The sequence below is a fragment of the Allgaiera indica genome (assembly GCF_900106675.1).
GTDB lineage: Bacteria > Pseudomonadota > Alphaproteobacteria > Rhodobacterales > Rhodobacteraceae > Acidimangrovimonas > Acidimangrovimonas indica.
This window is the reverse complement of record NZ_FNOB01000017.1, coordinates 40,765-65,605: the sequence shown is the minus strand read 5'-3', so window position 1 is coordinate 65,605 and position 24,841 is coordinate 40,765. Positions and strand designations below refer to the sequence as shown.

The following is a 24,841-nucleotide window of genomic DNA, read 5'->3' as shown; positions in this document are numbered from 1 at the left end:
CGGCGCATCGATCGCGATGACCCCGGGCCGGCCGCTCTGGTGTTCGCGGGATACGGCGCGCGGTGCTGGATGCCGGCCCGGACGCACACGGCCGAAGACAGGGCTGCGAAGACAGGGCCGCCAGGGCCGCCCGGGAACCGCCGCCGGCACGCGAACCCCGCTTGCGGTGGATGAAGGCGGGCGAGATCTGCCAGGTCGCGAAGCACCGCCGGACCGGTGGTGAGCCGATCGGTAAATATCATCCGGTCCGGTCCGGTACGAACTCCGGCCGGACTTGGGTGCGATCGGCGGGGGAAGGCCGGGGTCGCAAAGACGCCGAGGAGGGCCGAAGAATGACCTTGTGAGAAGCCGGTTTCTCTTGGCCGTCCGTAACCCTGTCGTTATAGAAGGAGACATCGTGCGGGCGTGGCGAAACCGGTAGACGCAACGGACTTAGACAAGAAATTGAGTGCTCTTCGGGAAACCGAAGAAGTAGAACTGCTCAAAGTCGGGGAAACCTGTAAAATGGCAATCCCGAGCCAAGCCCGACCCATGGTCGGGAAGGTGTAGAGACTAGACGGGCAGCACCTAAGGCATGTGCTAGGGTGAAGGGATAGTCCAGACCACAAACCCCGTCATTCGGGGCGCGGCGAAAGCCGTAGCTGGTAAGAAAATCCGTTTTCCGTAAGGAAGTGGGGGTTCGATCCCCCCCGCCCGCACCACTTGCCCCGACAGTTGGGGCATACGCGTCTTGGCAAACCTTGGGAAACGCGCGACTGGTCAGGCCCAGATCGGCAAACTTTGCGAGGCCCGGTCGGGGCAGGGTCGCTGCAACCGACGTCTCCCTTCCCGGACGCGACCGGTTAGCCACCTGCCCGAATCTGCCCCATCTTGGAGGACGCCGTCCCCCACTTCCCTCCGAAGGCCGCAAGGATTGCTCAGCCGGCGGGGGGGGGCTCGTCTCGAATAGCGCGTCGATGTCCGGGCGGTCGGGGACATCGCCCCAGGGTGATGCCTGTGCCTGCCCGTTGTCCACGTCGCATTGATCGGCCACGGCACCATCGGCGGCACCCGAGACAACGTTGGCCGCGTGCCCTCGAAGGCGATGATCCGCGCGATGGTGCCGGCGTATGTCGCCGCTACCGCGCGTCGTTTCCTTGGCATCGAGGCCTTCGGCCGGATCACCGACTGGCCTGCGGTGGTTTTCCAGAAACAGGCGCTGGTCCACGGCCTCAAGGCAGCCAAATACACCGGCGTGCTGCCAAACTATCCCGGCCTGGGAACGGTTCCTATCATGACAGCAACTCGATCCTGGAACTGGATGCGCTTCCAGCTTCGCTGATCGTCATGGGCGGCGGGGATATCGGGGTGGCCCCGGCTCAGGCCTTTGCCCGCGGCGGGGTACGGTCCCATTCCCACGCGCCACGGGCTGTTGCCCGACGCCGAGCCCGAAATCACAGCCGCGCTGACAGGCCAGCTTGGTGAGGAAGGCATCTTGGCGCGCGATCGGCTGCGCTATGATCGGTGTATGAAGACTGACACCTGCTTCGCGCTGGATGTGGACGGCCCGTAGGGCGCGGAAATCCTTGCCACCGTGGCGCTGCTGCCGGTGACGGGCCGCGTGCCCGACACCGAGGCACTGGCGTTGGAGACCGTCGGAATCCGCGCCGGGCGGCGTTCCGGCCAGCTACCGATCAGAAGTGTCACGCCTGACCCGGGTCCGGTTCGGAGGCGTCGGGGGCGGTATGCGCCTCGGGCCGCCGCAGCAGGTCGACGGCCAGCGCCAGCAGCACGCAGGCAGCCCCCAGGGCGAATAGCAGCGGATAGGATCGGGTCTGGGAATAGAGCCACGACAAGCCGTAGGCCCCCACCGCCTGCATCACCGCGAAAGAGGCGGTCGCCCGGCTCCAGGCGCCGTGCTGGCGGTGGGGCGCGTCGTGCAGGATCTCGCGTACCCGGCCCAGGGCCAGCGGCGCGATGCCCGGGGTAAAGGCGCCGCCGATGAAGGCCGAGATCAGGATCACCGGATAGGAATGGGTCAGCGCCAGCACGCCGATCGCCAGGAACTGAACGGCAAAGCCAAGCCGCAAGATCCGGCCAAACCCCAGGCGGTCGGCCAGTGCGCCCAGGGTGAACGGCCCCGCCATCGCGCCCAGGCCGAACATCGACCAGGCCACCGCGCCGCCCGCGAAACCATGGCCCGCGGCACTGTCGACGAAGGCCACGAGGAAGACCATATGCGGCACCAACGCCGCCGCATCCAGCCCGTAGCAGGCGTAGAGCTTTCGCAAGGCCCGGGCCTGGCCGCGCGCGGGCGGGGCCGCGGTGTCCGGGGCGGGGCGATAATCCGGCCAGGACCACCAGGTCAGGACGCACAGCACCGTGCTGGCCAGGCCCAGCGCGATCCAGGTGGCGGGCAGCCCCAGGCGCAACAGCACCGGAATCAGCGTTCCCGACAGCAGCGCCCCCAACCCCACGCCGGTGAAGATCGCGCCGCTGGCCTGGCCGCGCAGCCGTGCCGGCACATGCGGCAGCACCGCCGGCGCGGCCGAGACCATCAGCACCCCGCCGGTCAGGCCCGAAAGAGCACGCCAGACGAAGAACCACGCAAACGACAGCGGCACGGCGCAGGCAAAGAAGCTCAGACAGGCAAGTGCCATCATAAGCCGCAGCATCTGCCGTCCGCCGATGCGCCGCACCAGCGCCGGCGCCACCAGCGCCCCCGCCAGGTAACCCGCCAGATTGGCCGCGCCCAGATAGAAGGCCGCCGCATCGGTGAACCATCCGTGGCTGACCAGCGCCGGGATCAGCGGCGTATAGGCGAAGCGCGCCAGACCGATCCCGATGAAGCTGGAGGCGAAGGCCGCCAGGATCATCGCCCAGGGTGTGCGCTCGGCGCCGTCCAGTCCTGTGTCGCGCACCATCCGCGCCCCTTGTTGTGGTCTGTGCGGCAAACATAGATCAACGACCCGGAAAGGCGAACGGATATGCCTTTGCCCTTCGGCCCGGGGGGCGCTTTTGCCCGCGCGAACCCGCCGCAAATCTGCTAGCCTTGTTTGCGACATGGCCGCAAGGAGAACCTCATGCCACAGATATCGCGGGCATTTCACGGCCAGACGGTGCTGACCACCTTCGAGACCACGCCGGGGACCTGCGCCGACCTGCTGGACGAATTGCGCGACGCCTACGAGAATTTCATCTCGCGCCAGCCTGGATTTCTGGGTGCGGGGCTGCATGTGAACGACGCCCAGACCCGGATTGCCAACTATTCGCAATGGACCCGGCGCGAGGATTTCCAGGCGATGCTGCGCAGCCCCGAGATGCGCGCCCGCAACCGCCGCTTCGCGGCGCTTTGTTCGCGGTTCGAGCCGGTCATGTATGAGGTCGCGGACGTCTACTGAGATGCCCCAATTCGTCGATCTGGCCGCGATTCTGGTCGCCCTGCTGCAACTGGGCGATCTGGTCACCACGCTGCTGGCGCTGTCGGCGGGCGCGCGCGAGGCCAATCCGATCGTCGCGCTGCTGATGCGGCTCTTGGGCCGGGTGCCGGGGCTGGTGCTGGTGAAACTGATCGGCGTGGGCTTTGCCTGGTGGCTTTGGACGCTGGGGGCCGAAACCGAATTGTGGCTGCTCGGTGCGGTGTACCTTTGGGTGGTGGTGCACAATCTGCGGGTCTGGCGCCGCTATCGGGGATAGGCGGCGCAAAATTGCAGGGCGCGGCGGCGGGGGCTCTGCCCCCTGCGCCCCCGGAGTATTTTCGCCAAAGTGAAAGGGAAGCGCGCGTCTTGCACTTCACCCTGGCCGAAATACTTAGGTACAGGGCCGCGGCTATTTGCGCTTGCGGCTGACGTTGCGCTTTTCCTTCGTGGCCTTGGCGCGGGCTTTCGCCTTGGCCGCGCCGCCCTTGCGGCCCAGCGGCTTGCCGCGGGGTGCGCGTCCGCCGGGCAGCGCCTTGTCATCTACCGATAGCAGCTCCAGCATCAAGCCGCCGGTCACCGGCACGGCCTCGGCCAGCCGTACCGTCACGCGCTGGCCCACACCCAGCGTGAGACCGGTTTCGGAGCCCATCAGCGTCTGGCTGGCGGCGTCGAAATGGAAGAACTCGCGCCCCAGCGTGCGGATCGGGATCAGCCCGTCGGCGCCGGTCTCGTCGAGCTTCACGAAAAGGCCAAAGCGCGTGACGCCCGAGATCCGGCCGGGGAATTCGTTGCCTACACGTTCCGACAGATAGGCGGCAAGGTAGCGGTCGGTGGTGTCGCGCTCGGCCGCCATCGAACGCCGCTCGGTTTCCGAGATATGCTGCGCGGTCTCTTCCAACGCCTCGATGTCCTGGGGGCTCAGCCCGTCCTTGCCCCAGCCATGGCCGAGGATCAGCGCGCGGTGCACGATCAGGTCCGAATAGCGCCGGATGGGCGAGGTGAAATGCGCGTAGTTGCGCAACGCCAGGCCGAAATGGCCGAAGTTCTCGGGCGCGTAATAGGCCTGCTGCATCGAGCGCAGGGTGGTGATGTTCAGAAGCTCGTCGAAATCGGTGCCCTCGGCCTGCGCCAGCAGCCGGTTCAGGTGCCGCGTGTGCAGCACCTGCCCCTTGGCAAGGGTGAAGCCCGAGGCCTGGGCGACCTCGCGCAGCGCGTCGAGCTTTTCGAGGCTGGGTTCCTCGTGCACGCGAAACAGCAGCGGCCGGCGCAGGCGGATCAATTCCTCTGCCGCGGCGACGTTCGCCAGCACCATGAATTCCTCGATCAGCCGGTGCGCGTCGAAGCGCTCCTTCAGCGCGATCGAGACCACCTCGCCGTCGTCCGAAAGCACGATCTTGCGTTCGGGCAGGTCCAGATCCAGCGGTTGGCGCGCGGCGCGGGCGGTCTTGAGCGCGGCGTAACCCGCGTAGAGGGGCGCGATTACCTCGTCCAGCAGCGCCGCACAGCGGTCGTTGGGGGCGCCGTCCTGCGCGGCCTGCACCTCCTCGTAGGACAGCGAGGCGCGCGAGGTGATCATCGCCCGGGTAAAGCGGTGGCTGCGCTTGCCGCCCTCGGCATCCACGACCATGCGCACCGCGATCACCGGGCGCGCGACGCCTTCGTGCAGGCTGCACAGATCGGCCGACAGGCGTTCGGGCAGCATCGGCACCACGCGGTCGGGGAAATAGGTGGAATTGCCGCGCGCGCGGGCCTCGCGGTCGGTCGCGGAGCCCGGCGTGACGTAATGCGCCACGTCGGCGATCGCGACCCACAGCACATGGCCGCCGGGGTTGGCCGGGTCGTCGTCGGGATGGGCGTAACAGGCGTCGTCATGGTCGCGCGCGTCCGAAGGGTCGATCGTGACGAAGGGCAGGGCGCGCAGATCCTCGCGCTTGGCCAGGGGGGCGGGCTTCAGGCGCTCGGCCTCGGCCAGCACCTCGGCCGGGAATTCGTCGGGGATGCCGTGCTGGTGGATCGCGATCAGCGACACCGCCCGGGGTGCGGAAGGGTCGCCCAGCCGCTGCACCACGCGCGCGCGGGGCAGGCCCAGGCGGTTCTTCGGCCCGGCCTGTTCGGCCTCGACCAGTTCACCATCCTTGGCATTGCCGGTCAGATCGGGTGCCACCATCCATTCCTTGTCCGATCCCTTGTCGATCGGCACGATCCGGCCGCCTTCGGATCCCGCACGAAAGATCCCCAGCAGCTTGCGCGGCCCGGTGCCGATGCGCCGGATCAGCCGCGCCTCATAGGCGTGGTCCTGCCCCTCGACCTTGGTCAACCGGCCCAGGATGCGGTCGCCCGGGCCGACGGCGGCCTCTCCCGGGCGCGGCAGGAAAAGGATGCGCGGCGCGTCCTCGAAGCGGCCCTCCAGCGGCTTGGCGAACAGGTCGCCGTCGCGGTCGGGGTCCAGCAGTTCCAGCACCGTGACCGGGGGCAGGGCGCCTGCCTCGCGGAAGGTCTTGCCGCGCTTTTGCAGATGGCCCTCGGCCTCCAGCTCCTTCAGCACGCGCTTGAGGTCGATGCGCGCCGCCCCCTTGATGCCGAAGGCCTTGGCGATGTCGCGCTTGGCGCTCAGCGCCGGGTTTTCGGCGATCCAGGCGAGGATCTGGTCTTTGGTGGGGATCTGGCTCATGCGCGCCAACTAGCACGCGGCGCGCGGCACGTCATCGGGATTCGGCGCCGCGCCCCGGGTCAGAGCGCGCGCGCCATGTCGCGATGCGGAATGCCGGCATCGTCATAGACCGGGCCGTAGGCGGTGAAGCCCAGCTTTTCGTAGAATCCCAGCGCGTGGACCTGGGCGCCCAGCTTGACCGTGCCGATCCCGCCCATCGCGCGCAGATGCTCGATCCCGGCGCGGATCAGCGCCGCGCCCAGGCCGGTGCCGCGATAGTCCTTCAGCACGCAGACCCGGCCGATCTTGGCCGTCGCGCCCTCGGTCAGCAGCCGCGCGGTGCCCACCGCCCGGCCCGCGTCGAGCGCCAGAAGATGCACGGCCGACCCGTCGAGATCGTCGAATTCGTCGGCCTCGGAGATCCCCTGTTCCGCCATGAAGACGGTGCGGCGCAGGCTGTGGCAAGCGGCGATGTCGCGCGTCTCGACGATTTCGATGCTCATGCGAAATACTCCGTCAGGATCCGGCCGTAGATCGCCTTCAGCTTCTCGATCAGCGCCACCTCGATGCGTTCATCGACCTGATGCATGGTCTTGCCGACCAGTCCGAATTCGACCACCGGGCAATGGTCCTTGACGAAGCGTGCATCCGAGGTGCCGCCGGTGGTCGACAGCACGGGCCGCCGTCCGGTCTCGGCTTCGACGGCTCTTGACACCAGCGCCGACAGATCGCCCGGCGGGGTGATGAAGCTTTCGCCCGAAACGTTTACCGCCATTTCCACCCGCACCCCGGTCTCGGATTCGATCCGCTCGGCCTGGCCGCGCAGCCATTTGGTCAGCGAGGCCGAGGAATGCGCGTCATTGAAGCGGATGTTGACCGTGGCCCGCGCCGAGGCCGGGATCACGTTCGAGGCCGGGTTGCCGGTGTCGATCGTGGTGATCGCCAGCGTCGAGGCATCGAAATGCTCGGTGCCTTCGTCCAGGCGGTGGCAGGCCAGCCGGTCCATCAGTCGCACCATCGCCGTCAGCGGGTTGTTGGCCCGGTGGGGATAGGCGGAATGGCCCTGCTTGCCGCGCAGGGTGAACTGCGCCGTCATCGAGCCGCGCCGGCCGATCTTCATCATGTCGCCCATCTCCTCGGGGCAGGTCGGTTCGCCCACCAGGCAGACGGACATGCGTTCGCCCGCCTCGGCCATGTGATCCAGCAGCGCGCGGGTGCCGTCGCGGCCGGGGCCTTCCTCGTCGCCGGTAATCGTCAGCACCACGGCGCCGTCGGGCGGGGTTTGGGTCACGAAATCAACCGCCGCGGCGACGAAGGCGGCGACACCGGTCTTCATGTCGGTCGCGCCGCGGCCCCAAAGCACGCCGTCGATGATCTCGCCGCCGAACGGGTCATGGGCCCAATCCGCCGGGTCGCCCACCGGCACCACATCGGTATGGCCGTTGAAGCCGAAGGTCCGGTTGGCCGCCTTGCGACCCCAGCGTGCGAACAGGTTCGACACCCCGCCACGATCGACCCGCGTGGTCTCGAACCCCGCGTCCTTCAGCAGACCTTCCAGCAGCACCAGTGCGCCGCCCTCCTCGGGCGTGACCGAGGGGCAGCGGATCAACTCGGCCGAGAGCTTCACGGGATCGACGGGAACGGATGCGGTCATCTGGGGCCTCCTGAGCGATATCGCCAAGGGGTAGCGCTGCGCGGGGAAGGTTGCAATCGCACCTGGCAACGCGCGGCGTCATGGCGAGGGGCGTGCGCCGTCGAGTATTTTTGCCAAGATGAAGACCTGGGGCCTCGCCTTGCACTTCATCTTGGCAAAAATACTCCGGGGGGGCAGGGGGCAGCGCCCCCGCCGCGGCGCGGGCGGCAACCGGTCCGTTTGCCGCGTGGATGGCCTGTCCGGTGCCACGCGCGATATGCTTCACCCTCGCCCGCGTACGATGGTCTTCACCCTCGCCCGCGTACGATGGTCTTCAGCTTCAGCCCGGTCGCGCCGCCGGGGCCGGCCTGCTGCCACAGCAGTCGCCCCAGCCAGGCGGCGAAGGCCAGGGTCGCGGCATCGCGGGCGCGGGCCGGTTTCTGCCCCTCCCCGGTGCCGATCCGCAGCGCCAGTTCGGCCTCGACCCGGGCGCGCCAGCCTTCGGCCAGGTCGCGCAGCGCCGGGTCGCGCTGGCGCGGGGCCAGCAACGCGATCAGATCGCCGCCGCCGCGTTCAAGCTGCTTGAGAAAGCCGGTGCCGCCCTTTGCCCCGCGCGGCGCGGCGCCGGCGGCGGCCTCGGTCCGTGCCATCAGATCGGACCAGCCGTCGACGAGCGCCGCCCGCACCATGCCCTGTCGGCTGCCGTAGCGCTGCACCAGGCTTGACCCCGCCAGCCCCGCTGCCTGCGAGACCGCCGCGAAAGAGGCCGCTCTTTCGCCGCCTGACGCCAGCAGCTTGCGCACCACGGACATCACTTTCGCGTCGGGGACGGAACGGGGGCGGCTCATGTCTTGGGGTCTCCGTGCTAGCCTTCAGGCGGGGCTTCGCGGGCCTACGATACCAGGCTAACCGAATGAGCGTTCGGTTTCCAGTGGCGCCGGGACCGTCCTGCGGGCGCAAGGCGAGTTCGCGCGAATGTGTGACGAATTTACTTCCATTGCCCTTTCCGGGGCTGGCCAGCGGATCGAGTTGAGGACAGAGGGGGAGCCCCAAGAATCTCGCAACACTCAAGAGGGAGGATCAGGCCATGGCCAACGCATCACTTTCCGAATCCCATCTGCGAAAGGAAGCGGGCCCGATCGGGCTCATGTTCGCCAGCGTCAGCGCGATGATCGGCTCGGGCTGGCTGTTCGCCGGCCTGCACGCGGCCAAGACGGCCGGTCCCGGCGCGATCTGGTCCTGGGTCGTCGGCGCCGTCGCGGTAATGCTGCTGGCGCTCGTGTTCTCGGAAATCACCACGATGATGCCGAAATCCGGGGCGCTGGTGCATATGTCCTATGTCAGCAGCGGCGTCATGGTGGGCCGCGTCTGGGGCTGGCTTTTGTTCTTCGCCTATGTCTCGGTCGGACCGGTCGAGGTGGAGGCGGTGCTGACCTATGCCAACAATTATATCCCCGGCCTCGTCGATCCCCAGTCGGGTGTGCTGACTGCGATGGGCTTTGTCTCGGCTATGGTGATCCTGGCGATCTTCGTCGGGCTGAACATGATGATCGTGCGCTATGTGCTGATGGTGAACACCGTCGCCACCTGGTGGAAGATCGCGATCCCGGTCTTGACCGTGGTGATCCTGATCAGCCTGTCCTATCATCCGGGCAACATGACGATCACCAAGGGCGACGGCGGCATCACCGGGATCTTTTCGGCGGTAGCGACGGCGGGCGTGGTGTTCTCGCTGCTGGGTTTCCGGCAGGCGATCGACATGGCGGGCGAAACCGCCAACCCGTCGCGCAATATCCCGCTGGCGGTGATCGGCTCGGTCATCCTTTCGTCAGTGATCTACATCGCGCTGCAATTCGCCTTCATCACGGCGCTGAACCCGGCCGATATCGCCAAGGGTTGGGGCAATCTGCACTTCTCGGGGATCACCGGGCCGCTGGCCGCGATCTCGATCACCGTGGGCGCGGCCTGGTGGGGCGCGGTCCTATACGTCGACGCGATCATCTCGCCGGGGGCGACCGGGTTCATCTACTCGACCGCGACCTCGCGCATCACCATGGCGGCGGGCGAGATGATGTCCTTCCCGTCGATCTTCGCGCGGGTCAACAAGAACGGCGTACCGGTGGCGGCGCTGATCCTGACCTATGTCGTGGGGGTGGTGTTCTTCTTCCCCTTCCCGGCCTGGCAGAAGCTGGTGGGCTATATCACCTCGATCACCGTGCTGACCTATGGCATCGGCGCCGTGGTGCTGCTGCACCTGCGCCGTACCTCGCCCGAGGCCACGCGGCCTTTCAAGCTGGCCGGGGCCTGGATCCTGGCGCCGCTGTCGTTCATCGTCTCGACCTGGATCATCCAGTGGACGGGGCTTGAGACCGGCAATTTCCTGTTCGGCGCGATCGCGGTGCTGTTCGCGGTCTATGTGGCGATCTACTATGCTACCGGCGGCGCACAGAAGGCGCCTTTCGGCTGGGCCACGGGCTGGTGGTTGATCCCCTATTTCGGCGGGCTCTGGCTGCTGGACTACTTCGGCCCCAAGGCGATGGGCGGCATCGACGCGATGAGCTTCTACACCTCGTTGGTGGTCGGCGCGGTCTTCAGCCTGCTGATCCTGTGGCTTGCGCTGAACACCGGCCTGTCGAAGGAAGAGACTGACGGCTATCTCAGCCGCATCACCGCCTCGGCGGGCGCGGAGGACGGGCTGAGCCTCTAGTCCCGGCCCTAGCCCTTCGGGGCCTTGCGGTAGGGGGCCATCCCCTGCCGCGCCAGGGCGTCGGCGCGCTCGTTCTCGGGGTGACCCGCATGGCCCTTGACCCATTCCCAGCGCACCCTGTGACGGCTGCGCGCCGCATCCAGCCGCTGCCACAGATCGGCATTCTTGACCGGCTTGCCCGAGGCGATCTTCCAGCCCCGGCGCTTCCAGCCCGCCAGCCATTCGGTGATACCGTTCTTCACATAGGCGCTGTCGGTGATGATGGTGACGTCCGAGGCCCGGCTAAGCGCCTCTAGCGCGTTGATCGCGGCCAACAATTCCATCCGATTGTTGGTCGTGTCCGGTTCGCCGCCGCAAAGCTCGCGTTCCTTCACCACGGCGCCGTCGGTCACGGCTTGCATCAGAACGCCCCAGCCGCCGGGGCCGGGATTGCCGGAACAAGCTCCGTCCGTATAGGCGATGAGATCGGGCATGAGGCCTCCGCGCTTCGCTTCTGGTCCGGGGGGTGTAGGCGGGCGCGCCGCACAGGTCAACGCGGCGTGCGCGTCGGAGGGGCGGCGTGCCTAACCTATTGACTTTCGCCGCGCCCTGGCCCATGTGTGCCGCGACAGGATCCCTGCCGCGTGAGCAGGCGCGGGCGCATTGTGCCCGACACACGGGTTCTGTCCGCTACAGGTTCCCCCACACGCAAGGGGCCGCCGCGACGCCGGCCACCGGGCAATACGGCCCAAGGTCAGCGTGTCGCGCCCCCAATCGCGACCGCGCCCATCCCGGGCGGCGGCGCATGCATTTCCGGCGGCCGCCCTGCGGGGCGCCGCCCGACAGGACATATACATGACTTTCGAACTGATGGGGCTGCGCCCCAACCTCGTTGAGAACCTCAAGAAGGCCGGCATCACCGAACCGACCCCGATCCAGACCCGCGCGATTCCCGCCGCGCTGGACGGCCGCGACGTGATGGGCCTCGCGCAGACCGGCACCGGCAAGACCGCGGCCTTCGGCCTGCCGATCGCCAATGCCCTGCTGGGCGCGGGCAAGGCGCCCGATCCGAAATCGGTGAATGGGTTGATCCTGGCGCCGACGCGCGAACTGGCGAACCAGATCCAGGAAAACCTGGCCACCTACCTGGCCGGCACCCATCTGCGGGTGGCGGTCGTGGTCGGCGGCGGCTCGATCAACGCGCAGGTCAACCGGCTGTCGCGTGGCGTCGATCTTCTGGTGGCAACGCCGGGCCGTCTGCTCGACCTGATCGAACGGCGCGCGGTGCGGCTCGACCGGACGCGCTATCTGGTGCTCGACGAGGCCGACCAGATGCTTGATCTGGGGTTCATCCATGCGCTGCGCCAGATCGCCAAGCTGCTGCCCAAGGAACGCCAGACGCTGTTGTTCTCGGCCACCATGCCCAAGCAGATGGCCGAGATCGCCGGCGCCTATCTGACCGATCCGGTGCGCATCGAGGTTTCGCCTCCCGGTAAGCCCGTCGACAAGATCGACCAGCGCGTCCACCATGTCGATCAGGCCGCCAAGGCGCCACTGCTGGCCGAGATGCTGGACGGCCACCGCGACGAGCTGGCGCTGGTGTTCACCCGCACCAAGCACGGTGCCGACCGCCTGGCGCGGGGCCTGGAAAAGCAGGGCTTCGCGGTGGCCGCGATCCACGGCAACAAGAGCCAGGGCCAGCGGACCCGCGCCCTGCAGGCCTTCCGGGACGAGAAGTTGCGGATCCTGGTGGCGACCGACGTGGCGGCGCGCGGCCTCGATATTCCAGCGGTGCGCCACGTCTACAATTTCGATCTGCCGAACGTGCCCGACAATTACGTCCATCGTATCGGCCGCACCGCCCGCGCCGGGCGCGAGGGCACGGCGGTGGCGTTCTGCGCCCCGGCCGAACTGGCCGAGTTGCGCGCGATCGAGAAGGTGATGGGCCGGCGCATCCCGACGGTGGGCGATGCTCCCGCCGCCGCGCAGGAACCGGCGTCCAAGCCCCGGTCCGCAGGGCAAAAGGGCCGCCGCCCGCCCAACCGCGGACGACGTGGCGGCAATCGCGCCGCCGCCTGATTGCTCAAGTCCACCGGTGCCGAGCAGTTGATGGGACCACCAAGTAATGTCCATTTGGCCCAATAAGTCGTTGATTTAATTTGGTCTATTTGTGAGATCAGCGACCTGAATGACCATTTGCACATGATTGTTGACCATCGATTTTTCCGAGAAAATGCCGCCCTAAGGCGGCAGCTCTGGAAATTTCAGGGAAGGCTAGATGCGCCAGATCTTCGGCAGATCCGAACGCCGATAAAGAGTGAACACGATTCTGATCGGCTCGAATATCGGGACTATGCCATTGTCCGCCGGCACCCTCTCGACTGCGTGAAGTTTCAAACCTGTCTCAAGTGGAAGCCGTTTCTTCGTGACATACCGCCGACGGAAGTCGGCCATCGAATTCGGGCTAATCCTTGGGGCGGACCCCCTTCCCCTCCCCACGGAGGTTAGAAACTGGCCACCATCGTCGGGTTCAAGCAACCTCCTGCCGGCTTCGGTTTTATCCCCGAGATCATGAAGGCAAGAGAGGCCGGCATGCCCGGGCGCGGCGTCAGAAGCAGGCGCTTGATCTCTACCGGATCGACCATGGTCGCACTGAAGCCCTTCGCGGTCGGAACTCGGCAGCTCCGGCGTAATCGTCCTTCAAAGAGAATCTCCATGATGTTCGAAAGCTGAACCCGAATTTTCTCCGCCGCTTTTGCTAAGGGTACGTGCCCTGCGGGCACCTTTTCGACGACAGGTACAGCGTCCGTCAAACGGCGCTGCAGTCGCCAGACGTCTGCAGCATCTTCCGGTGCGGGAGAAGATCGAGATGACCGATGCCACCGTTGAGGGACTGCTCAGCCGCTACGTGCCCTGCGAGCCGTTCGCCTGGGCGTGTCGGTCATACACTCAAGATAGTGCCTGACCACGCTACGCGTAAACGCCGCCTCGCGAGAGCGCGAACTTTCTGATTTCAAACTGACCCACTGCCGAAATCTTCGGGCGCCGTTGTTCGACACCGTGTTGTGCCTACAAGGCGTTCAGCCTCATGCTGCACCATTTACTGCAAGCGGCCGGCCCCGGCCAGGGCCGCCCTTTTCATTGTTCCCCAAATACGCCCGCGGCGCTCGACGTTAGCCCAGTACCGCGTTGCAGCGCCCACAGGTGCCCGGATGCTTGTGCGCTCCCACATCCGGCAAGATCCGCCAGCAGCGTTCGCATTTCTCGCCCTCGGCGGTCTCGAAGACCACGCCCACGCCCGGCACTTCGGGCAGGCGGAAGGCCTCCTGCGGGGCGGGATCCGTCGTCACCGCGATCGCCGAGGTGATGCACAGATCCGCGAAATCGACCCCGTGCAGCAGCCTTGCCACCTCGGCATCCGCCACATGGACCACCGGCGCGGCCTCGAGGCTGGCGCCGATCACCTTCGCCGTGCGCTGCACCTCCAGCGCCGCGGTTACTGCGCGCCGCACACTGCGGATCCGCGCCCATTTCGCCGCCAGATCCGCATCGAGCCAGCCCTCGGGCGTTGCCGGCATGTCCTGCAGATGCACCGAATCGTCCTCGGACGGGAAGCGCGAAAGCCACACGTCCTCCATCGTGAACACCAGAATCGGGGCAAGCCAGGTGGTCAGGCGGTGGAACAGCATATCCAGCACCGTGCGCGCGGCGCGGCGGCGCGGGCTGTCGGCGCCGTCGCAGTAAAGCGCGTCCTTGCGGATGTCGAAATAGAAGGCCGAAAGGTCGACGGTGCAGAACTGGAACAGTTTCTGGAACACGCCCTGGAAATCATAGGCCGCATAGCCCGCCCGCACCTGGCCGTCCAGCTCGGCCAGCCGGTGCAGCACCCAGCGCTCCAGCTCTGGCATCTCGTGGGGCGCCACCGCCTCGGCCTCGGACCAGCCGCTGAGGTTGCCCAGCATGAAGCGCAGCGTGTTGCGCAGGCGGCGGTAGCTGTCGGCCACGCCCTTCAGGATCTCGGGGCCGATGCGCTGATCGACGGTGAAATCGGTCTGCGCCACCCAAAGCCGCAGGATATCGGCGCCGTATTGCTTCACCACCTCCTCGGGGACAATGGTGTTGCCCAGTGACTTCGACATCTTGAGGCCCTTCTCGTCCAGGGTGAACCCGTGGGTCACCACCTGGCGATAGGGCGCCCGCCCCAGCGTCGCGCAGCCCTGCAGCATCGAGGAATGGAACCAGCCGCGGTGCTGGTCGGTGCCTTCCATGTAGACATCGGCGATGCTGTCGGGCGTCCCGTCGGCGCGGTCGCGCAGCACGAAGGCATGGGTCGAGCCGCTGTCGAACCACACGTCGAGCACGTCGAAGACCTGGACATAAGCCTCGGGGTCGGCACGACCCTTCAGCATCTCTTCCTTGAAGCCCTCGGTGTACCACACGTCCGCGCCGTTCTTCTCGAAGGCGGCGATGATGCGGGCATTGACCTCATCGTCGCGCAACAGAAAGCCCTCGTCGGTGGGCTTCGCCCCCTTCTTCACGAAACAGGTCAGCGGCACGCCCCAGGCGCGTTGGCGCGAAAGCACCCAGTCCGGGCGCGCCTCGATCATCGAAAATAGGCGGTTGCGGCCCGATTGCGGGGTGAAGGTCACCAGCTCGTCGATCGAGGTCAGGGCGCGGCTGCGGATCGTGTCGCCGTACTGGCCCATGCCGTCGTCAAGCTTCACGTCGATCGCGGCGAACCATTGCGGGGTGTTGCGGTAGATCACCGGTGCCTTGGAACGCCAGGAATGCGGATAGGAGTGCTTGATCTTGCCACGCGCCAGAAGGCCGCCGACCTCGGCCAGCTTGTCGATCACCGCCTTGTTGGCGTCGCCCTCCTTGCCGTTCGGCTTGAGGATCATCTTGCCGCCGAAGAACGGCAGATCGGTGCGGAAACTGCCGTCGTCCATCACGTTGTAGGTGATGACCTGGGTCAGCATCCCGAGATCGCGGTAAAGCTCGTATTCCTCCATCCCGTGCGAGGGCGCGCAATGAACAAAGCCGGTGCCTTCGGTATCGGTGACGAAGTCGGCCGCGCGGAAATCGCGCAGGTCGTCCCATTCACCGTTCGCGCCTTCGGCGCCGGCCAGCGGATGGGACAGCTTGATCCCCTCCAGTTCCGACACGGGCACGTCGCGGATGCGACGGTACATGCCTTCCTCCAGCCGCGCGCGGCTCATCACGTCGGCGGCCAGGTTGTCGGCCAGCAGGTAGCGGTCGCCCTTCGCGGCCCAGCATTGTTCGGGCGTGTCGGTGACCTCGTAAAGGCCGTAGGAGATGTCCTTGCCGTAGACCACCGCCTTGTTCGACGGCATGGTCCAGGGCGTGGTGGTCCAGATCACCACATGGGCGCCGGCAAGCGCGCTGTCGGCGGGCTCGGCCACCTTGAACTTCACCCAGATCGTGAAGCTTTCCTTGTCGTGGTATTCGACCTCGGCCTCGGCCAGCGCGGTCTTCTCGACCGGGCTCCACATCACCGGCTTCGAGCCCTGGTAGAGCGTGCCGTTCATCAGGAATTTCTGGAATTCGGCCGCGATCACCGCCTCGGCGTGGTAATCCATCGTCACATAGGGATCGTCCCACTTGCCGGTGATGCCCAGGCGCTTGAATTCCTCGCGCTGGATGTCGATCCAGCCCTCGGCGAACTTGCGGCATTCCTGGCGGAAGGCGACCACGTCGACCTCGTCCTTGTTCAGGCCCTTGGCGCGGTATTGCTCTTCGATCTTCCATTCGATCGGCAGGCCGTGGCAATCCCAGCCCGGCACATAGCGCGCGTCGCGCCCCATCATCTGGTGCGAGCGCACGATCATGTCCTTGATCGTCTTGTTCAGCGCATGGCCGATGTGCAGATGCCCGTTCGCATAGGGCGGGCCATCATGCAGGATGAACGGCTTGCGGTCGGCGGCGGTCTCGCGCAGGCGGTCGTAGATGCCGATCCTTTCCCACCGGGCCAGCCATTCCGGCTCACGCGCAGGCAGGCCCGCGCGCATCGGGAATTCGGTTTCGGGAAGGAAGACGGTCGAACGGTAGTCGGGCGTGTCGGCGCACATCGGAAAGGCTCTCCGGGCAGGGGTAGGATCGGTTCTGAGGAGGGCGGCGCGAAAAGCTCAGGCGCCTTGTCCCGGCGACTGAAGGATCAGCACGCCGGGCCGGTAATTCGAATGAGGATCGCGAATGCGCAGGTCATCAAGGGGCTTATACGCGCGCGCCCCGCAGGGGTCCAGAGGCCGCGAGGGCATGCCGGCGCGCTGCGGGGGGCGCGAAGGCACCCGGGCCGCGCGCCCCCCGGCCCGAATGCGCAGCCTCTCGCCCCTGTGATGGTTTTGTGGGGTTTTTCGGCCGAAAGGACGCACCCGGGGCGCTTGCCCGACGGCGGCGACGGGTCTAAGGCCAAGGTCGAACCGAAAAGGAATGATCCATGGCCAGACGACCGGACGCGAAGCTGGAAGACCGCGGGAAAGCGAAGCGGGTGGGCGGGCTCAAGGGATTGGGGCCGTTCCTGAAGCCCTATCGCGGCATGGTCGCGATGGTGCTGGCCGCGCTGGTCTTTACCTCGGGCATCTCGCTGATACTGCCGATCGCCGTGCGCCGGGTGATCGACGGCTTCAGCACGTCCTCGTCGGCGCTGCTCGACAAATACTTCCTGGCGGCGCTGGGCATCGCCACCGCGCTCGCGCTGGGAACCGGCGCGCGCTATTACCTCGTCACCCGGCTGGGAGAGCGCGTGGTGGCCGACATTCGCCGCGCGCTGTTCGACAAGGTGGTGGGCCTTTCGCCGGCCTTCTACGAGAAGATCATGACCGGCGAGGTGATCAGCCGCCTGACCACCGACACCACGCTGATCCTGTCGGTGATCGGCTCGTCCGTCTCGGTCGCGCTGCGCAACGTGCTGCTGCTGATCGGCGGTCTTGCCCTGATGCTGTACACCAGCGCCAAGCTGACCGGGCTGGTGCTGTTGATCGTGCCGGTAGTGATCGTGCCGATCATCCTGCTGGGCCGCCGTCTGCGGGGCCTGAGCCGTGAGAACCAGGACTGGATCGCCAAGTCTTCGGGCAACGCGTCCGAGGCGCTGCAGGCCGCGCAGACGGTGCAGGCCTTCACCCACGAAGCGCAAAGCCGCGCCGAATTCGCCCGCGTGACCGAGGAAAGCTACCTGTCCGCCAAGCGCCGCATCGGGGTGCGCGCGGCCCTGACGGTGATCGTGATCTTCCTGGTTTTCGCGGGCATCGTCGGCGTCCTGTGGATCGGCGCGCGCGACGTGCGCTCGGGCGGGATGAGCGTGGGTGCTCTGATCCAGTTCGTGATCTACGCGGTGCTGGTGTCGGGCGCGGTTGCCGCGCTGTCCGAGATCTGGGGGGAACTGCTGCGCGCCGCCGGCGCCACCGAACGGCTGGTGGAGCTTCTGAACGCCACCGATGCGGTCGCCGATCCGGCCACGCCGCAGCCGCTGCCGCGCCCCGCCGCCGGCGCGATCGCCTTCGAGGGCGTCACCTTCCACTATCCCACCCGGCCCGAACGCTCGGCACTGGAGGGGATCGACCTGGCCGTGCGCCCAGGCGAGACGGTAGCCCTGGTGGGCCCCTCGGGCGCGGGCAAGACCACGGTGATCCAGCTGCTGCTGCGCTTCTACGACCCGGCCGCGGGCACGATCCGCATCGACGGGGTGGATCTGCGTGCCATGAACCGCGCCGATTTCCGCCGCGCGATCGCGCTGGTGCCGCAAGATCCGGTGATCTTCGCCGCCACCGCGCGCGAAAACATCCGCTTCGGCCGCCCCGATGCCTCGGATGCCGAGGTCGAGGCCGCCGCCCGCGCCGCCGCCGCGCATGACTTCATCGCCGCGCTTCCCGAAGGCTACGACGCCTATGTCGGCGAGCGCGGGGTGATGCTGTCGGGCGGCCAGAAGCAGCGCATCGCGATCGCCCGCGCGATCCTGCGCGACGCGCCGGTGCTGCTTCTGGACGAGGCCACCTCGGCGCTTGATGCCGAAAGCGAACGCCTGGTGCAGCAGGCGGTGGAAAAGCTGTCGAAGGATCGTACCACGCTGATCGTCGCGCATCGGCTGGCCACCGTGAAGAAGGCCGACCGGATCGTGGTGTTCGACGAGGGCCGCATCGTCGCGACCGGCACCCATGACGCGCTGGTGGCCGAGGGCGGCCTTTACGCGCGCCTGGCGCGGCTGCAGTTCACCGAAGGGCTGGCGGCCGAGTGATCGGCGCGCCGCGTCAGATCCAGCGCCGCACGCGGGCCTTGTAGGCCTCGTACGCGTCGCCGAACTGGGCGGCGAGAATGCGCTCTTCGGGCAGCACGACACGCTGGCGGGTGACCAGCGTGGCCAGCGCGGCAAAGCCGACGATCCAGATGTCGTCGGTGATCACCGCGATGCCAAGGCTGATCAGGATCAGCGCCAGATAGCCGGGGTTGCGCGAAATGCGGTAGGGGCCCGTGGTGACCAATGTGCCCGGCGCCTGCCGCACGTCAAAGGCCACCCCGCGCGCGCGAAACGCCTTCATCGCCGGGCGTACCAGCACCACGGCGATGACAATCAGCGCTGGCCCGAGGCTGAGCCTGACCCACATGGGCAACAGGGCGACCGGCCACAGCCATTCGGCCACGAGGCCCAGCACCACGGCCGCGATATAAAGAAACGGGGGGATCAGGCGTCCAGCCCTTTGCAATAAATGGTGTAGGTGAGAACCACGAAAACGCGGAGCGTAACGGCGGCTTCGAACCCGGTGCGGCCGATGCAGTGTTTCGCAAGAATATCAGGTCCCCGGGGTTACTCGTCGCGCCCGGGTTCGTTTGGGTCATTGGAAAATAGCGCGATCTTGTTACCATGCGGGTCCCGAAGGTAGCCGACATAAAATTGCGGGCCATACGAAGCCCGGAAGCCAGGCTGACCCTCGTCAGAGCCGCCTGCGGCCAATGCAGCCCTATGAAGGTCACGGACCTGTTTCTGCGACCGCGCCTGAAACGCGACCATGACGCCATTCCCAGCCGATGCAGATTGCCCATTAAAGGGCGATTTGACGTAGAAATCTGGCTGAACGGTGGACTGACCGGCTTCTACGGGCAAGATGTAGCTCAAGTCCCCATGATACCGTTCAAGCCTGTAGCCAAGCGCTGGGAGGAATGCCGAATAGAAGCATTCGGCCTTTGCAAGATCATCTGCTCCGACGGTGAAGTAGGCAATCATGCTGCGGAGTTTCTCCAAGTGTTTCGGCGATGGTAATGGGATAGCCGCGAAAAAGAGCCGACTGAGACATGCCCTTATCTATTGCGTAGCACCCCACGACTGAAAGCGGCAATGGACGTAGCCGTCCACTTCTGTCCAATCAGGTCGACGCTCAAGTAGTCTTGGCGAACGGCAAATAAGCCCCGCTCAGCCGACATTCCTCACAAAAAGCTCCCGAAGAAATCTTCGGGAGCCGTTGTTCGACATGACCTTGTACCCACAAGAAGTTTGGCCTCAACATGCACCATTTATTGCAAAGGGCTGGATCAGGCGTATCCCGGTCTTCTGCGCAGTTTCGATCAATTGGTCCCTCCCGCTTGCGCCGGTCCCGGCAACCGGCCGCGCCACCCCAGCATCGGCGGCGCGGTGGGCAAGTCAATCCCCGCGCGGCAATCCCGCCGACAGGCGCGGCGGGGCGGGCAGGCGCCCGAGGGGCGGGGCGAAACGGCATCCGATACGGTGGATATCGCATCCCGCACCCCGGTCGCGCTGCGTAACCCTTGCGCTGAGGCGAAATTCTTCCCACTCTTGGAGGACAACGAAGGCCCCGTTTAAGGGGCGCCGATGGGAGGTAGACATGGGAAAGTACGCGACACTGGCGGATCGCAACGCGATCGAGGCCGAGGCAGCCTGGGAGGGCCGCGATCTGTCGCGCACGATGTATCGTTTCCTTTCGGAAACCGCGGACCGGCATCCCGACCAGCCCGCGGTGTCCTTCCAGATCCTGTCGGGCCCCGCCGACCCCGCCGAGACCCTTAGCTGGGCGGAACTGCGCGCCCGCGTTACCCAGGCTGCGAACCTGTTTCGCAGCCTTGGTATCGGGCCCGACACGGTGGTCGCCTTTGTGATGCCCAACGCCAATGAAACCGTGGTGACGCTGCTGGGCGGCGCCGTCGCGGGGATCGTCAACCCGATCAACCCGCTGCTCGATGCCGAACAGATCGGCGCCATCCTGCGTGAGACCGGCGCCAAGGTGGTGGTCACGCTCAAGGGCTTCCCCAAGACCGATGTCGGCCAGAAAGTGGCGCAGGCGGTGGTCCTGGCGCCGAAGGTCGAAACCGTGCTGGAGGTCGATCTCAACCGCTATCTCACCGGCGTCAAGCGCCTGCTGGTGCCGCTGGTCCGGCCAAAGATCCAGGTCACCCACAAGGCCCGCGTGCTTGACTTCAACCGCGAATGCAACCGCCACCCCGCCGACCGGCTGACCTTCGAAGACCCGCTCGAAGACCGTTTCGCCGCTTATTTCCACACCGGCGGCACCACCGGAATGCCCAAGGTCGCGCAGCACAAGGTGTCGGGGATGATCTATAACGGCTGGCTCGGCGAACGGCTGCTGTTTCGCAAGACCGACCGGGTGATCTGTCCGCTGCCGCTGTTTCATGTCTTCGCGGCCTATCCCGTCCTGATGTCGGCGATCGCCTCCGGCGCGCATGTGATCTTCCCCACCCCCGCCGGCTATCGCGGCGAGGGCGTGGTCGACAATTTCTGGAAGCTGGTCGAGCGTTGGAAGATCACCTATGTGATCGCGGTGCCGACGGCGATCTCGGCGCTGATGCAGCGCAAGATCGACGCCGATGTCTCGACCCTGCGTTTCGCCTTCTCGGGCTCTGCCCCGCTGCCGGTGGAATTGTACAAGCGCTTCGAGGCCGCGACCGGCGTGACCATCTGCGAAGGCTACGGTCTGACCGAGGCCACCTGCCTTGTGTCGATCAACCCGCCCGACGGCGAAAAGAAGATCGGCTCGGTCGGGCTGCCGTTTCCCCATACGGACGTGCGCATCCTGATGTGCGACGAGGCCGGCAACATCACCCGCGAATGCGGCCCCGACGAGGTGGGCGAGATCTGCGTCGCCAATCCCGGCGTGGTGACCGGCCAGACCTATACCGACGACAGCAAGAACACGAACCTCTATGCCGGGGGAACCCACCTGCGCACCGGCGATCTGGGGCGGATCGACCCGGACGGCTATCTGTTCATCACCGGCCGCGCCAAGGATCTGATCATCCGCGGCGGCCACAACATCGACCCGGCCGAGATCGAAGAGGCGCTCGCGGGTCATGAGGCGGTGGCCTTCGCCGGTGCGATCGGCCAACCCGATGCCCATTCGGGCGAATTGCCCTGCGCCTATGTGGAACTGGTGGCGGGCGCCGACGTCACGGTCGAGGAATTGCTGGACTACGCCCGCGCCAATATCCATGAACGCGCCGCGATCCCGCGCCATATCGAGATCCTGCCCGAACTGCCCAAGACGGCGGTCGGCAAGGTCTTCAAGCCTGAACTGCGCAAACGCGCGATCAAGCGGGTCTATGATGCCGCCCTGGCCGAGGCCGGCCTTGCCGCCGAGGTCGCCGAGGTGGTCGAGGACAAGAAACGCGGGCTTGTGGCCCGCCTGCGCAAGACCGGCGAGGTTGATCCCCAGAGGGTCGCCCACACGCTGGGCGAGTTGACGCGCCCCTGGGAATGGGACGCCGAGTGACATGAGCCCCGGAAATGGCGTGAATCTTCGGCCCTGCGTGGCCGAAGACGGCATCTGACATCACGAAGACTTGATCGCCTCGCGCCCTTGGCCCACACTCGGGGGTGTTGCCCATGCTACCTCGGGAGGGATCGATGAAGTCCACCGCCATCCTTGCCGCCGCGCTTGCGCTGGCCGTTTCGCTTGGGGGCGCGCCCCGCCCCGCTGCGGCCGAGGTCACCTCGCGCACGATCTACAAGCATCAAAGCTGGCAGGTGCGGGTGGTGAATTACGGCGACAAGCGCTTGCGCTGTGTCGCGCAGGTTACGCGCTCGGGGAACATCTTTTCGATCTGGGCCAGCCCGACCAGCCGGGTACGGTTGCAGTTCTATTCGCGCGACTGGGCCTTCGGTGCGCGCCACCGGGGCGACCTGAGGGTCCGGATCGACGGCTATCCCTCGTGGCGGATGACGAATGCCGAACTTTACAAGCACTCGGTGCTGTTCAACCTGCCCAGCTCCAGCAAGGGCACGAAATTCCTGCTGGAGGTCGCACGAGGCAGCACTTTGCGTCTCTACAACAGCCGCGGCAAACATGTGCGCTCCTACACGCTGGCCGGCTCTCGCGCCTCGATGTCGGCGCTGATCCGCTGCGTGAAGGCCTTGCGTGGTGGCAACGGCAGCGCGGGCGGCGGCGGAGGCGGTGGCTCCAACCCGTTCGACTGAACGGCCAGGCGTCTTCCGCGCGCCACTGGCCCGGATTGTGCCGCCGCAAGAATGTTTCAAAGAGGGGAGCGCAGCTGGCGTTCGCTCATCTCCTCATCTTGGCACAAGCCCTCCGAGGCGGCAGCGTCCCCGCCAGTTTGCCGCGCCGGCAAAGCGTCTTCCACCTCGCCGGCCAAGCCGCGCCTTTTACCCGCATTGCGCGGAACAAAGGGGGGACAGGGCTTGAACCGGCGCGGCAAACCGGCGATGGTCGGGCATTCCAATCCAGGCCGCCCATGACCTCTGACCCGACCCTTCGCCCGGACCGTTTGCCCGAGGATGCCGACCGGGCGCTGCGGCCGCAGCAGCTTGAGGAATTCATCGGCCAGGCCGAGGCGCGCGCCAATCTGCGGGTCTTCATCGAAAGCGCCCGGATGCGCGGCGAGGCGATGGACCACACGCTGTTTCACGGCCCCCCGGGCCTGGGCAAGACGACGCTGGCCCAGATCATCGCGCGCGAACTGGGGGTGGGGTTTCGCATGACTTCCGGCCCGGTCCTGGCCAAGGCCGGCGATCTGGCCGCGATCCTGACCAATCTCGAACCCCGCGACGTCCTGTTCATAGACGAGATCCACCGCCTGAACCCCGCGGTCGAGGAAGTGCTCTACCCCGCGATGGAGGATTTCGCCCTCGATCTGGTGATCGGGGAAGGGCCGGCCGCGCGCACCGTGCGGATCGACCTGCAGCCTTTCACCCTGGTCGGCGCCACCACGCGGCTGGGCCTCTTGACGACACCGCTGCGCGACCGCTTCGGCATTCCCACGCGGCTGCAGTTCTATACCGAGGCCGAACTCCACGAGATCGTCACCCGCGGCGCGCGCCTCTTGGGCGTGCCCTCCGCCCCCGAAGGCTGCGCCGAGATCGCGTGCCGCGCCCGCGGCACCCCGCGCATCGCCGGGCGCCTGCTGCGCCGCGTGGTCGATTTCGCGCTGGTCGAAGGCGACGGCACGCTCACCCGCGAGATCGCCGACAGCGCCCTGACGCGCCTCGGCGTCGATCATCTGGGCCTCGACGGGGCGGACCGGCGCTATCTGGGCCTGATGGCCGAACATTACGGCGGCGGGCCGGTGGGGGTGGAAACCCTCTCGGCTGCGCTGTCCGAAAGCCGCGACGCGATCGAGGAAGTCATCGAACCCTATCTACTGCAGCAGGGCCTCCTCGCCCGCACCCCGCGCGGCCGGATGCTGACCCAGCGCTCCTGGCGCCATCTCGGCCTCGAGGCCCCCAAACTTCCCGGTCAGGGCGAACTGTTCGAGGGCTGATCTTGCCCTTTCATCGTTCCCGAAATACGCATGCGGCGCCTGCAATCCCATGCCCACGCACGCCCCAGAGGCCCCGATGACCCCCGAAGATATCGCCCCGCTCTTCACCCGCGCCGACGGCAGGTACCTCTGCGCCCGCTGGGGCCGTCCGATCGTGCCGGTGGTCTTCGGGGTCGAGGACGCCACGCTTTCCTCCGTCAAGGGCGCGATCGAGGCGGTGGTGGCGCTGGCCGGCCACCAGATGGCCGAGACCGACCCGGAATTGGGCGCCAATCTGATGATCTTCTTCTTCCGCGATTGGGCGGAACTCGGCGGCGTGCCCAATCTCGACCGGCTGATCCCGGACCTCCCCCCGCTGCTCGCGCGGCTGCAGGCTCAGGGCGCGAACCAGTACCGCGCCTTCCGCTTCGACGCGGATGGGGCGATCCGCGCGGCCTTCGTCTTCCTGCGCATGGATGCCGCGCTTTCCGTCCTGCCGGCCGAGGAACTGGCGCTGGCCCAGGCCGCGCAGGTGATCCTGCTGTGGTCGGAACAGGCCTTCGCCAACCGCTCGCCCCTGGCGCGGGCGGGCACGGGCGCGCAGGCCACGGTGATCCTGCGCCCCGAGATCGCCGGGCTGATCCGCGCGGCCTATGATCCGGCGATGCCGGCGGTGGCACAGGATCCCAGTCATGCGCTGCGGCTGGCGGCGCGGCTCGGATCAGGGTAAGGTCCGGCGC

At 66.8% G+C, this 24,841-nt stretch carries 20 protein-coding genes; 10 read left to right on the top strand and 10 right to left on the bottom strand.

Annotated elements, in window-relative coordinates; genetic code table 11:
• Positions 1 to 1,021 precede the first annotated feature (1,021 nt).
• Positions 1,022 to 1,321: a hypothetical protein gene (locus BLV97_RS14940; RefSeq protein WP_051645810.1), complete on the top strand. Its 300-nt coding sequence runs from the start codon at positions 1,022 to 1,024 to the stop codon at positions 1,319 to 1,321.
• Between the two features lie 361 nt (positions 1,322 to 1,682).
• Here BLV97_RS14940 and BLV97_RS14935 read toward each other — a convergent pair whose 3' ends face one another.
• Positions 1,683 to 2,903: a YbfB/YjiJ family MFS transporter gene (locus BLV97_RS14935; protein ID WP_081824871.1), complete on the bottom strand. Its 1,221-nt coding sequence runs from the start codon at positions 2,901 to 2,903 to the stop codon at positions 1,683 to 1,685.
• Positions 2,904 to 3,062: 159 nt separating this feature from the next.
• On the opposite strand from BLV97_RS14935, the gene BLV97_RS14930 reads away from it, so the two are divergent.
• On the top strand, positions 3,063 to 3,380 hold the full coding sequence (locus BLV97_RS14930; protein WP_035837873.1) for an antibiotic biosynthesis monooxygenase family protein: 318 nt from the start codon (positions 3,063 to 3,065) through the stop codon (positions 3,378 to 3,380).
• Between the two features lies 1 nt (position 3,381).
• On the top strand, positions 3,382 to 3,675 hold the full coding sequence (locus tag BLV97_RS14925) for a DUF5658 family protein (protein WP_035837872.1): 294 nt from the start codon (positions 3,382 to 3,384) through the stop codon (positions 3,673 to 3,675).
• 132 nt (positions 3,676 to 3,807) lie between these two features.
• Here BLV97_RS14925 and rnr read toward each other — a convergent pair whose 3' ends face one another.
• The 4 genes from rnr to BLV97_RS14905 form a co-directional block, all read right to left on the bottom strand.
• Positions 3,808 to 6,069, bottom strand: coding sequence for a ribonuclease R (gene rnr / locus BLV97_RS14920; RefSeq protein ID WP_035837871.1), 2,262 nt, complete (start codon positions 6,067 to 6,069; stop codon positions 3,808 to 3,810).
• A gap of 59 nt (positions 6,070 to 6,128) precedes the next feature.
• A complete protein-coding gene (locus BLV97_RS14915) occupies positions 6,129 to 6,551 on the bottom strand; it encodes a GNAT family N-acetyltransferase (protein WP_092164130.1) in 423 nt (140 codons plus the stop codon).
• A complete protein-coding gene (gene dapE, locus BLV97_RS14910) occupies positions 6,548 to 7,702 on the bottom strand; it encodes a succinyl-diaminopimelate desuccinylase (protein WP_035837869.1) in 1,155 nt (384 codons plus the stop codon). Before dapE ends, BLV97_RS14915 begins: the two co-directional genes overlap by 4 nt.
• 287 nt (positions 7,703 to 7,989) lie before the next feature.
• Complete coding sequence (locus tag BLV97_RS14905) at positions 7,990 to 8,529, bottom strand: TetR/AcrR family transcriptional regulator (protein ID WP_035837867.1); 540 nt, start codon at positions 8,527 to 8,529, stop codon at positions 7,990 to 7,992.
• 239 nt (positions 8,530 to 8,768) lie between these two features.
• Here BLV97_RS14905 and BLV97_RS14900 point away from each other — a divergent pair, with 239 nt between their 5' ends.
• Positions 8,769 to 10,388 (top strand): APC family permease, encoded by a 1,620-nt coding sequence (locus BLV97_RS14900; protein WP_035837865.1) that lies wholly within the window; start codon positions 8,769 to 8,771, stop codon positions 10,386 to 10,388.
• An 8-nt stretch (positions 10,389 to 10,396) separates the two neighbouring features.
• Here the strand turns inward: BLV97_RS14900 and rnhA are convergent, their stop codons facing one another.
• The gene (rnhA, locus tag BLV97_RS14895; protein WP_035837863.1) at positions 10,397 to 10,861 is read right to left on the bottom strand and encodes a ribonuclease HI; all 465 of its coding nucleotides are present in this window, start codon (positions 10,859 to 10,861) and stop codon (positions 10,397 to 10,399) included.
• A gap of 361 nt (positions 10,862 to 11,222) precedes the next feature.
• Between rnhA and BLV97_RS14890 the strand changes: the two genes are divergently transcribed.
• The gene (locus tag BLV97_RS14890) at positions 11,223 to 12,446 is read left to right on the top strand and encodes a DEAD/DEAH box helicase (RefSeq protein ID WP_035837861.1); all 1,224 of its coding nucleotides are present in this window, start codon (positions 11,223 to 11,225) and stop codon (positions 12,444 to 12,446) included.
• Between the two features lie 425 nt (positions 12,447 to 12,871).
• Here the strand turns inward: BLV97_RS14890 and BLV97_RS20825 are convergent, their stop codons facing one another.
• Entirely contained in the window at positions 12,872 to 13,180 is a 309-nt protein-coding gene (locus tag BLV97_RS20825) for a hypothetical protein (RefSeq protein WP_143037548.1), read from the bottom strand.
• Between the two features lie 360 nt (positions 13,181 to 13,540).
• On the bottom strand, positions 13,541 to 16,456 hold the full coding sequence (ileS, locus tag BLV97_RS14880; protein WP_035837858.1) for an isoleucine--tRNA ligase: 2,916 nt from the start codon (positions 16,454 to 16,456) through the stop codon (positions 13,541 to 13,543).
• A gap of 368 nt (positions 16,457 to 16,824) precedes the next feature.
• Between ileS and BLV97_RS14875 the strand changes: the two genes are divergently transcribed.
• Positions 16,825 to 18,618, top strand: coding sequence for an ABC transporter transmembrane domain-containing protein (locus BLV97_RS14875; RefSeq protein ID WP_035837856.1), 1,794 nt, complete (start codon positions 16,825 to 16,827; stop codon positions 18,616 to 18,618).
• A 13-nt stretch (positions 18,619 to 18,631) separates the two neighbouring features.
• Here the strand turns inward: BLV97_RS14875 and BLV97_RS14870 are convergent, their stop codons facing one another.
• The gene (locus BLV97_RS14870; protein WP_143037547.1) at positions 18,632 to 19,033 is read right to left on the bottom strand and encodes a methyltransferase family protein; all 402 of its coding nucleotides are present in this window, start codon (positions 19,031 to 19,033) and stop codon (positions 18,632 to 18,634) included.
• A 152-nt stretch (positions 19,034 to 19,185) separates the two neighbouring features.
• The gene (locus tag BLV97_RS14865) at positions 19,186 to 19,602 is read right to left on the bottom strand and encodes a VOC family protein (protein ID WP_035837854.1); all 417 of its coding nucleotides are present in this window, start codon (positions 19,600 to 19,602) and stop codon (positions 19,186 to 19,188) included.
• 616 nt (positions 19,603 to 20,218) lie between these two features.
• Between BLV97_RS14865 and BLV97_RS14860 the strand changes: the two genes are divergently transcribed.
• From BLV97_RS14860 to BLV97_RS14845, 4 genes are all read left to right on the top strand, one after another.
• Complete coding sequence (locus BLV97_RS14860) at positions 20,219 to 22,117, top strand: acyl-CoA synthetase (protein WP_035837852.1); 1,899 nt, start codon at positions 20,219 to 20,221, stop codon at positions 22,115 to 22,117.
• A gap of 134 nt (positions 22,118 to 22,251) precedes the next feature.
• Positions 22,252 to 22,821 carry a hypothetical protein gene (locus BLV97_RS14855; RefSeq protein ID WP_035837850.1) on the top strand — a complete coding sequence of 190 codons (570 nt, stop codon included), beginning with the start codon at positions 22,252 to 22,254 and terminating at the stop codon, positions 22,819 to 22,821.
• 275 nt (positions 22,822 to 23,096) lie between these two features.
• On the top strand, positions 23,097 to 24,122 hold the full coding sequence (gene ruvB, locus BLV97_RS14850) for a Holliday junction branch migration DNA helicase RuvB (protein WP_035837848.1): 1,026 nt from the start codon (positions 23,097 to 23,099) through the stop codon (positions 24,120 to 24,122).
• Between the two features lie 76 nt (positions 24,123 to 24,198).
• On the top strand, positions 24,199 to 24,831 hold the full coding sequence (locus BLV97_RS14845; protein ID WP_035837846.1) for a hypothetical protein: 633 nt from the start codon (positions 24,199 to 24,201) through the stop codon (positions 24,829 to 24,831).
• Positions 24,832 to 24,841 lie beyond the last annotated feature (10 nt).

Bases quoted from the DNA above. Each gene is read 5' to 3' on its own strand.
- BLV97_RS14900 (WP_035837865.1), top strand. From the start codon at position 8,769: ATGGCCAACGCATCACTTTCCGAATCCCATCTGCGAAAGGAAGCGGGC.
- BLV97_RS14860 (WP_035837852.1), top strand. From the start codon at position 20,219: ATGGGAAAGTACGCGACACTGGCGGATCGCAACGCGATCGAGGCCGAG.
- BLV97_RS14865 (WP_035837854.1), bottom strand. From the start codon at position 19,602: ATGATTGCCTACTTCACCGTCGGAGCAGATGATCTTGCAAAGGCCGAA.
- BLV97_RS14925 (WP_035837872.1), top strand. From the start codon at position 3,382: ATGCCCCAATTCGTCGATCTGGCCGCGATTCTGGTCGCCCTGCTGCAA.
- BLV97_RS14875 (WP_035837856.1), top strand. From the start codon at position 16,825: ATGGCCAGACGACCGGACGCGAAGCTGGAAGACCGCGGGAAAGCGAAG.
- ileS (WP_035837858.1), bottom strand. From the start codon at position 16,456: ATGTGCGCCGACACGCCCGACTACCGTTCGACCGTCTTCCTTCCCGAA.
- BLV97_RS14855 (WP_035837850.1), top strand. From the start codon at position 22,252: ATGAAGTCCACCGCCATCCTTGCCGCCGCGCTTGCGCTGGCCGTTTCG.
- BLV97_RS14845 (WP_035837846.1), top strand. From the start codon at position 24,199: ATGACCCCCGAAGATATCGCCCCGCTCTTCACCCGCGCCGACGGCAGG.
- rnr (WP_035837871.1), bottom strand. From the start codon at position 6,069: ATGAGCCAGATCCCCACCAAAGACCAGATCCTCGCCTGGATCGCCGAA.
- dapE (WP_035837869.1), bottom strand. From the start codon at position 7,702: ATGACCGCATCCGTTCCCGTCGATCCCGTGAAGCTCTCGGCCGAGTTG.
- BLV97_RS14905 (WP_035837867.1), bottom strand. From the start codon at position 8,529: ATGAGCCGCCCCCGTTCCGTCCCCGACGCGAAAGTGATGTCCGTGGTG.
- BLV97_RS14930 (WP_035837873.1), top strand. From the start codon at position 3,063: ATGCCACAGATATCGCGGGCATTTCACGGCCAGACGGTGCTGACCACC.
- ruvB (WP_035837848.1), top strand. From the start codon at position 23,097: ATGACCTCTGACCCGACCCTTCGCCCGGACCGTTTGCCCGAGGATGCC.
- BLV97_RS14915 (WP_092164130.1), bottom strand. From the start codon at position 6,551: ATGAGCATCGAAATCGTCGAGACGCGCGACATCGCCGCTTGCCACAGC.
- BLV97_RS14890 (WP_035837861.1), top strand. From the start codon at position 11,223: ATGACTTTCGAACTGATGGGGCTGCGCCCCAACCTCGTTGAGAACCTC.
- BLV97_RS14935 (WP_081824871.1), bottom strand. From the start codon at position 2,903: ATGGTGCGCGACACAGGACTGGACGGCGCCGAGCGCACACCCTGGGCG.
- rnhA (WP_035837863.1), bottom strand. From the start codon at position 10,861: ATGCCCGATCTCATCGCCTATACGGACGGAGCTTGTTCCGGCAATCCC.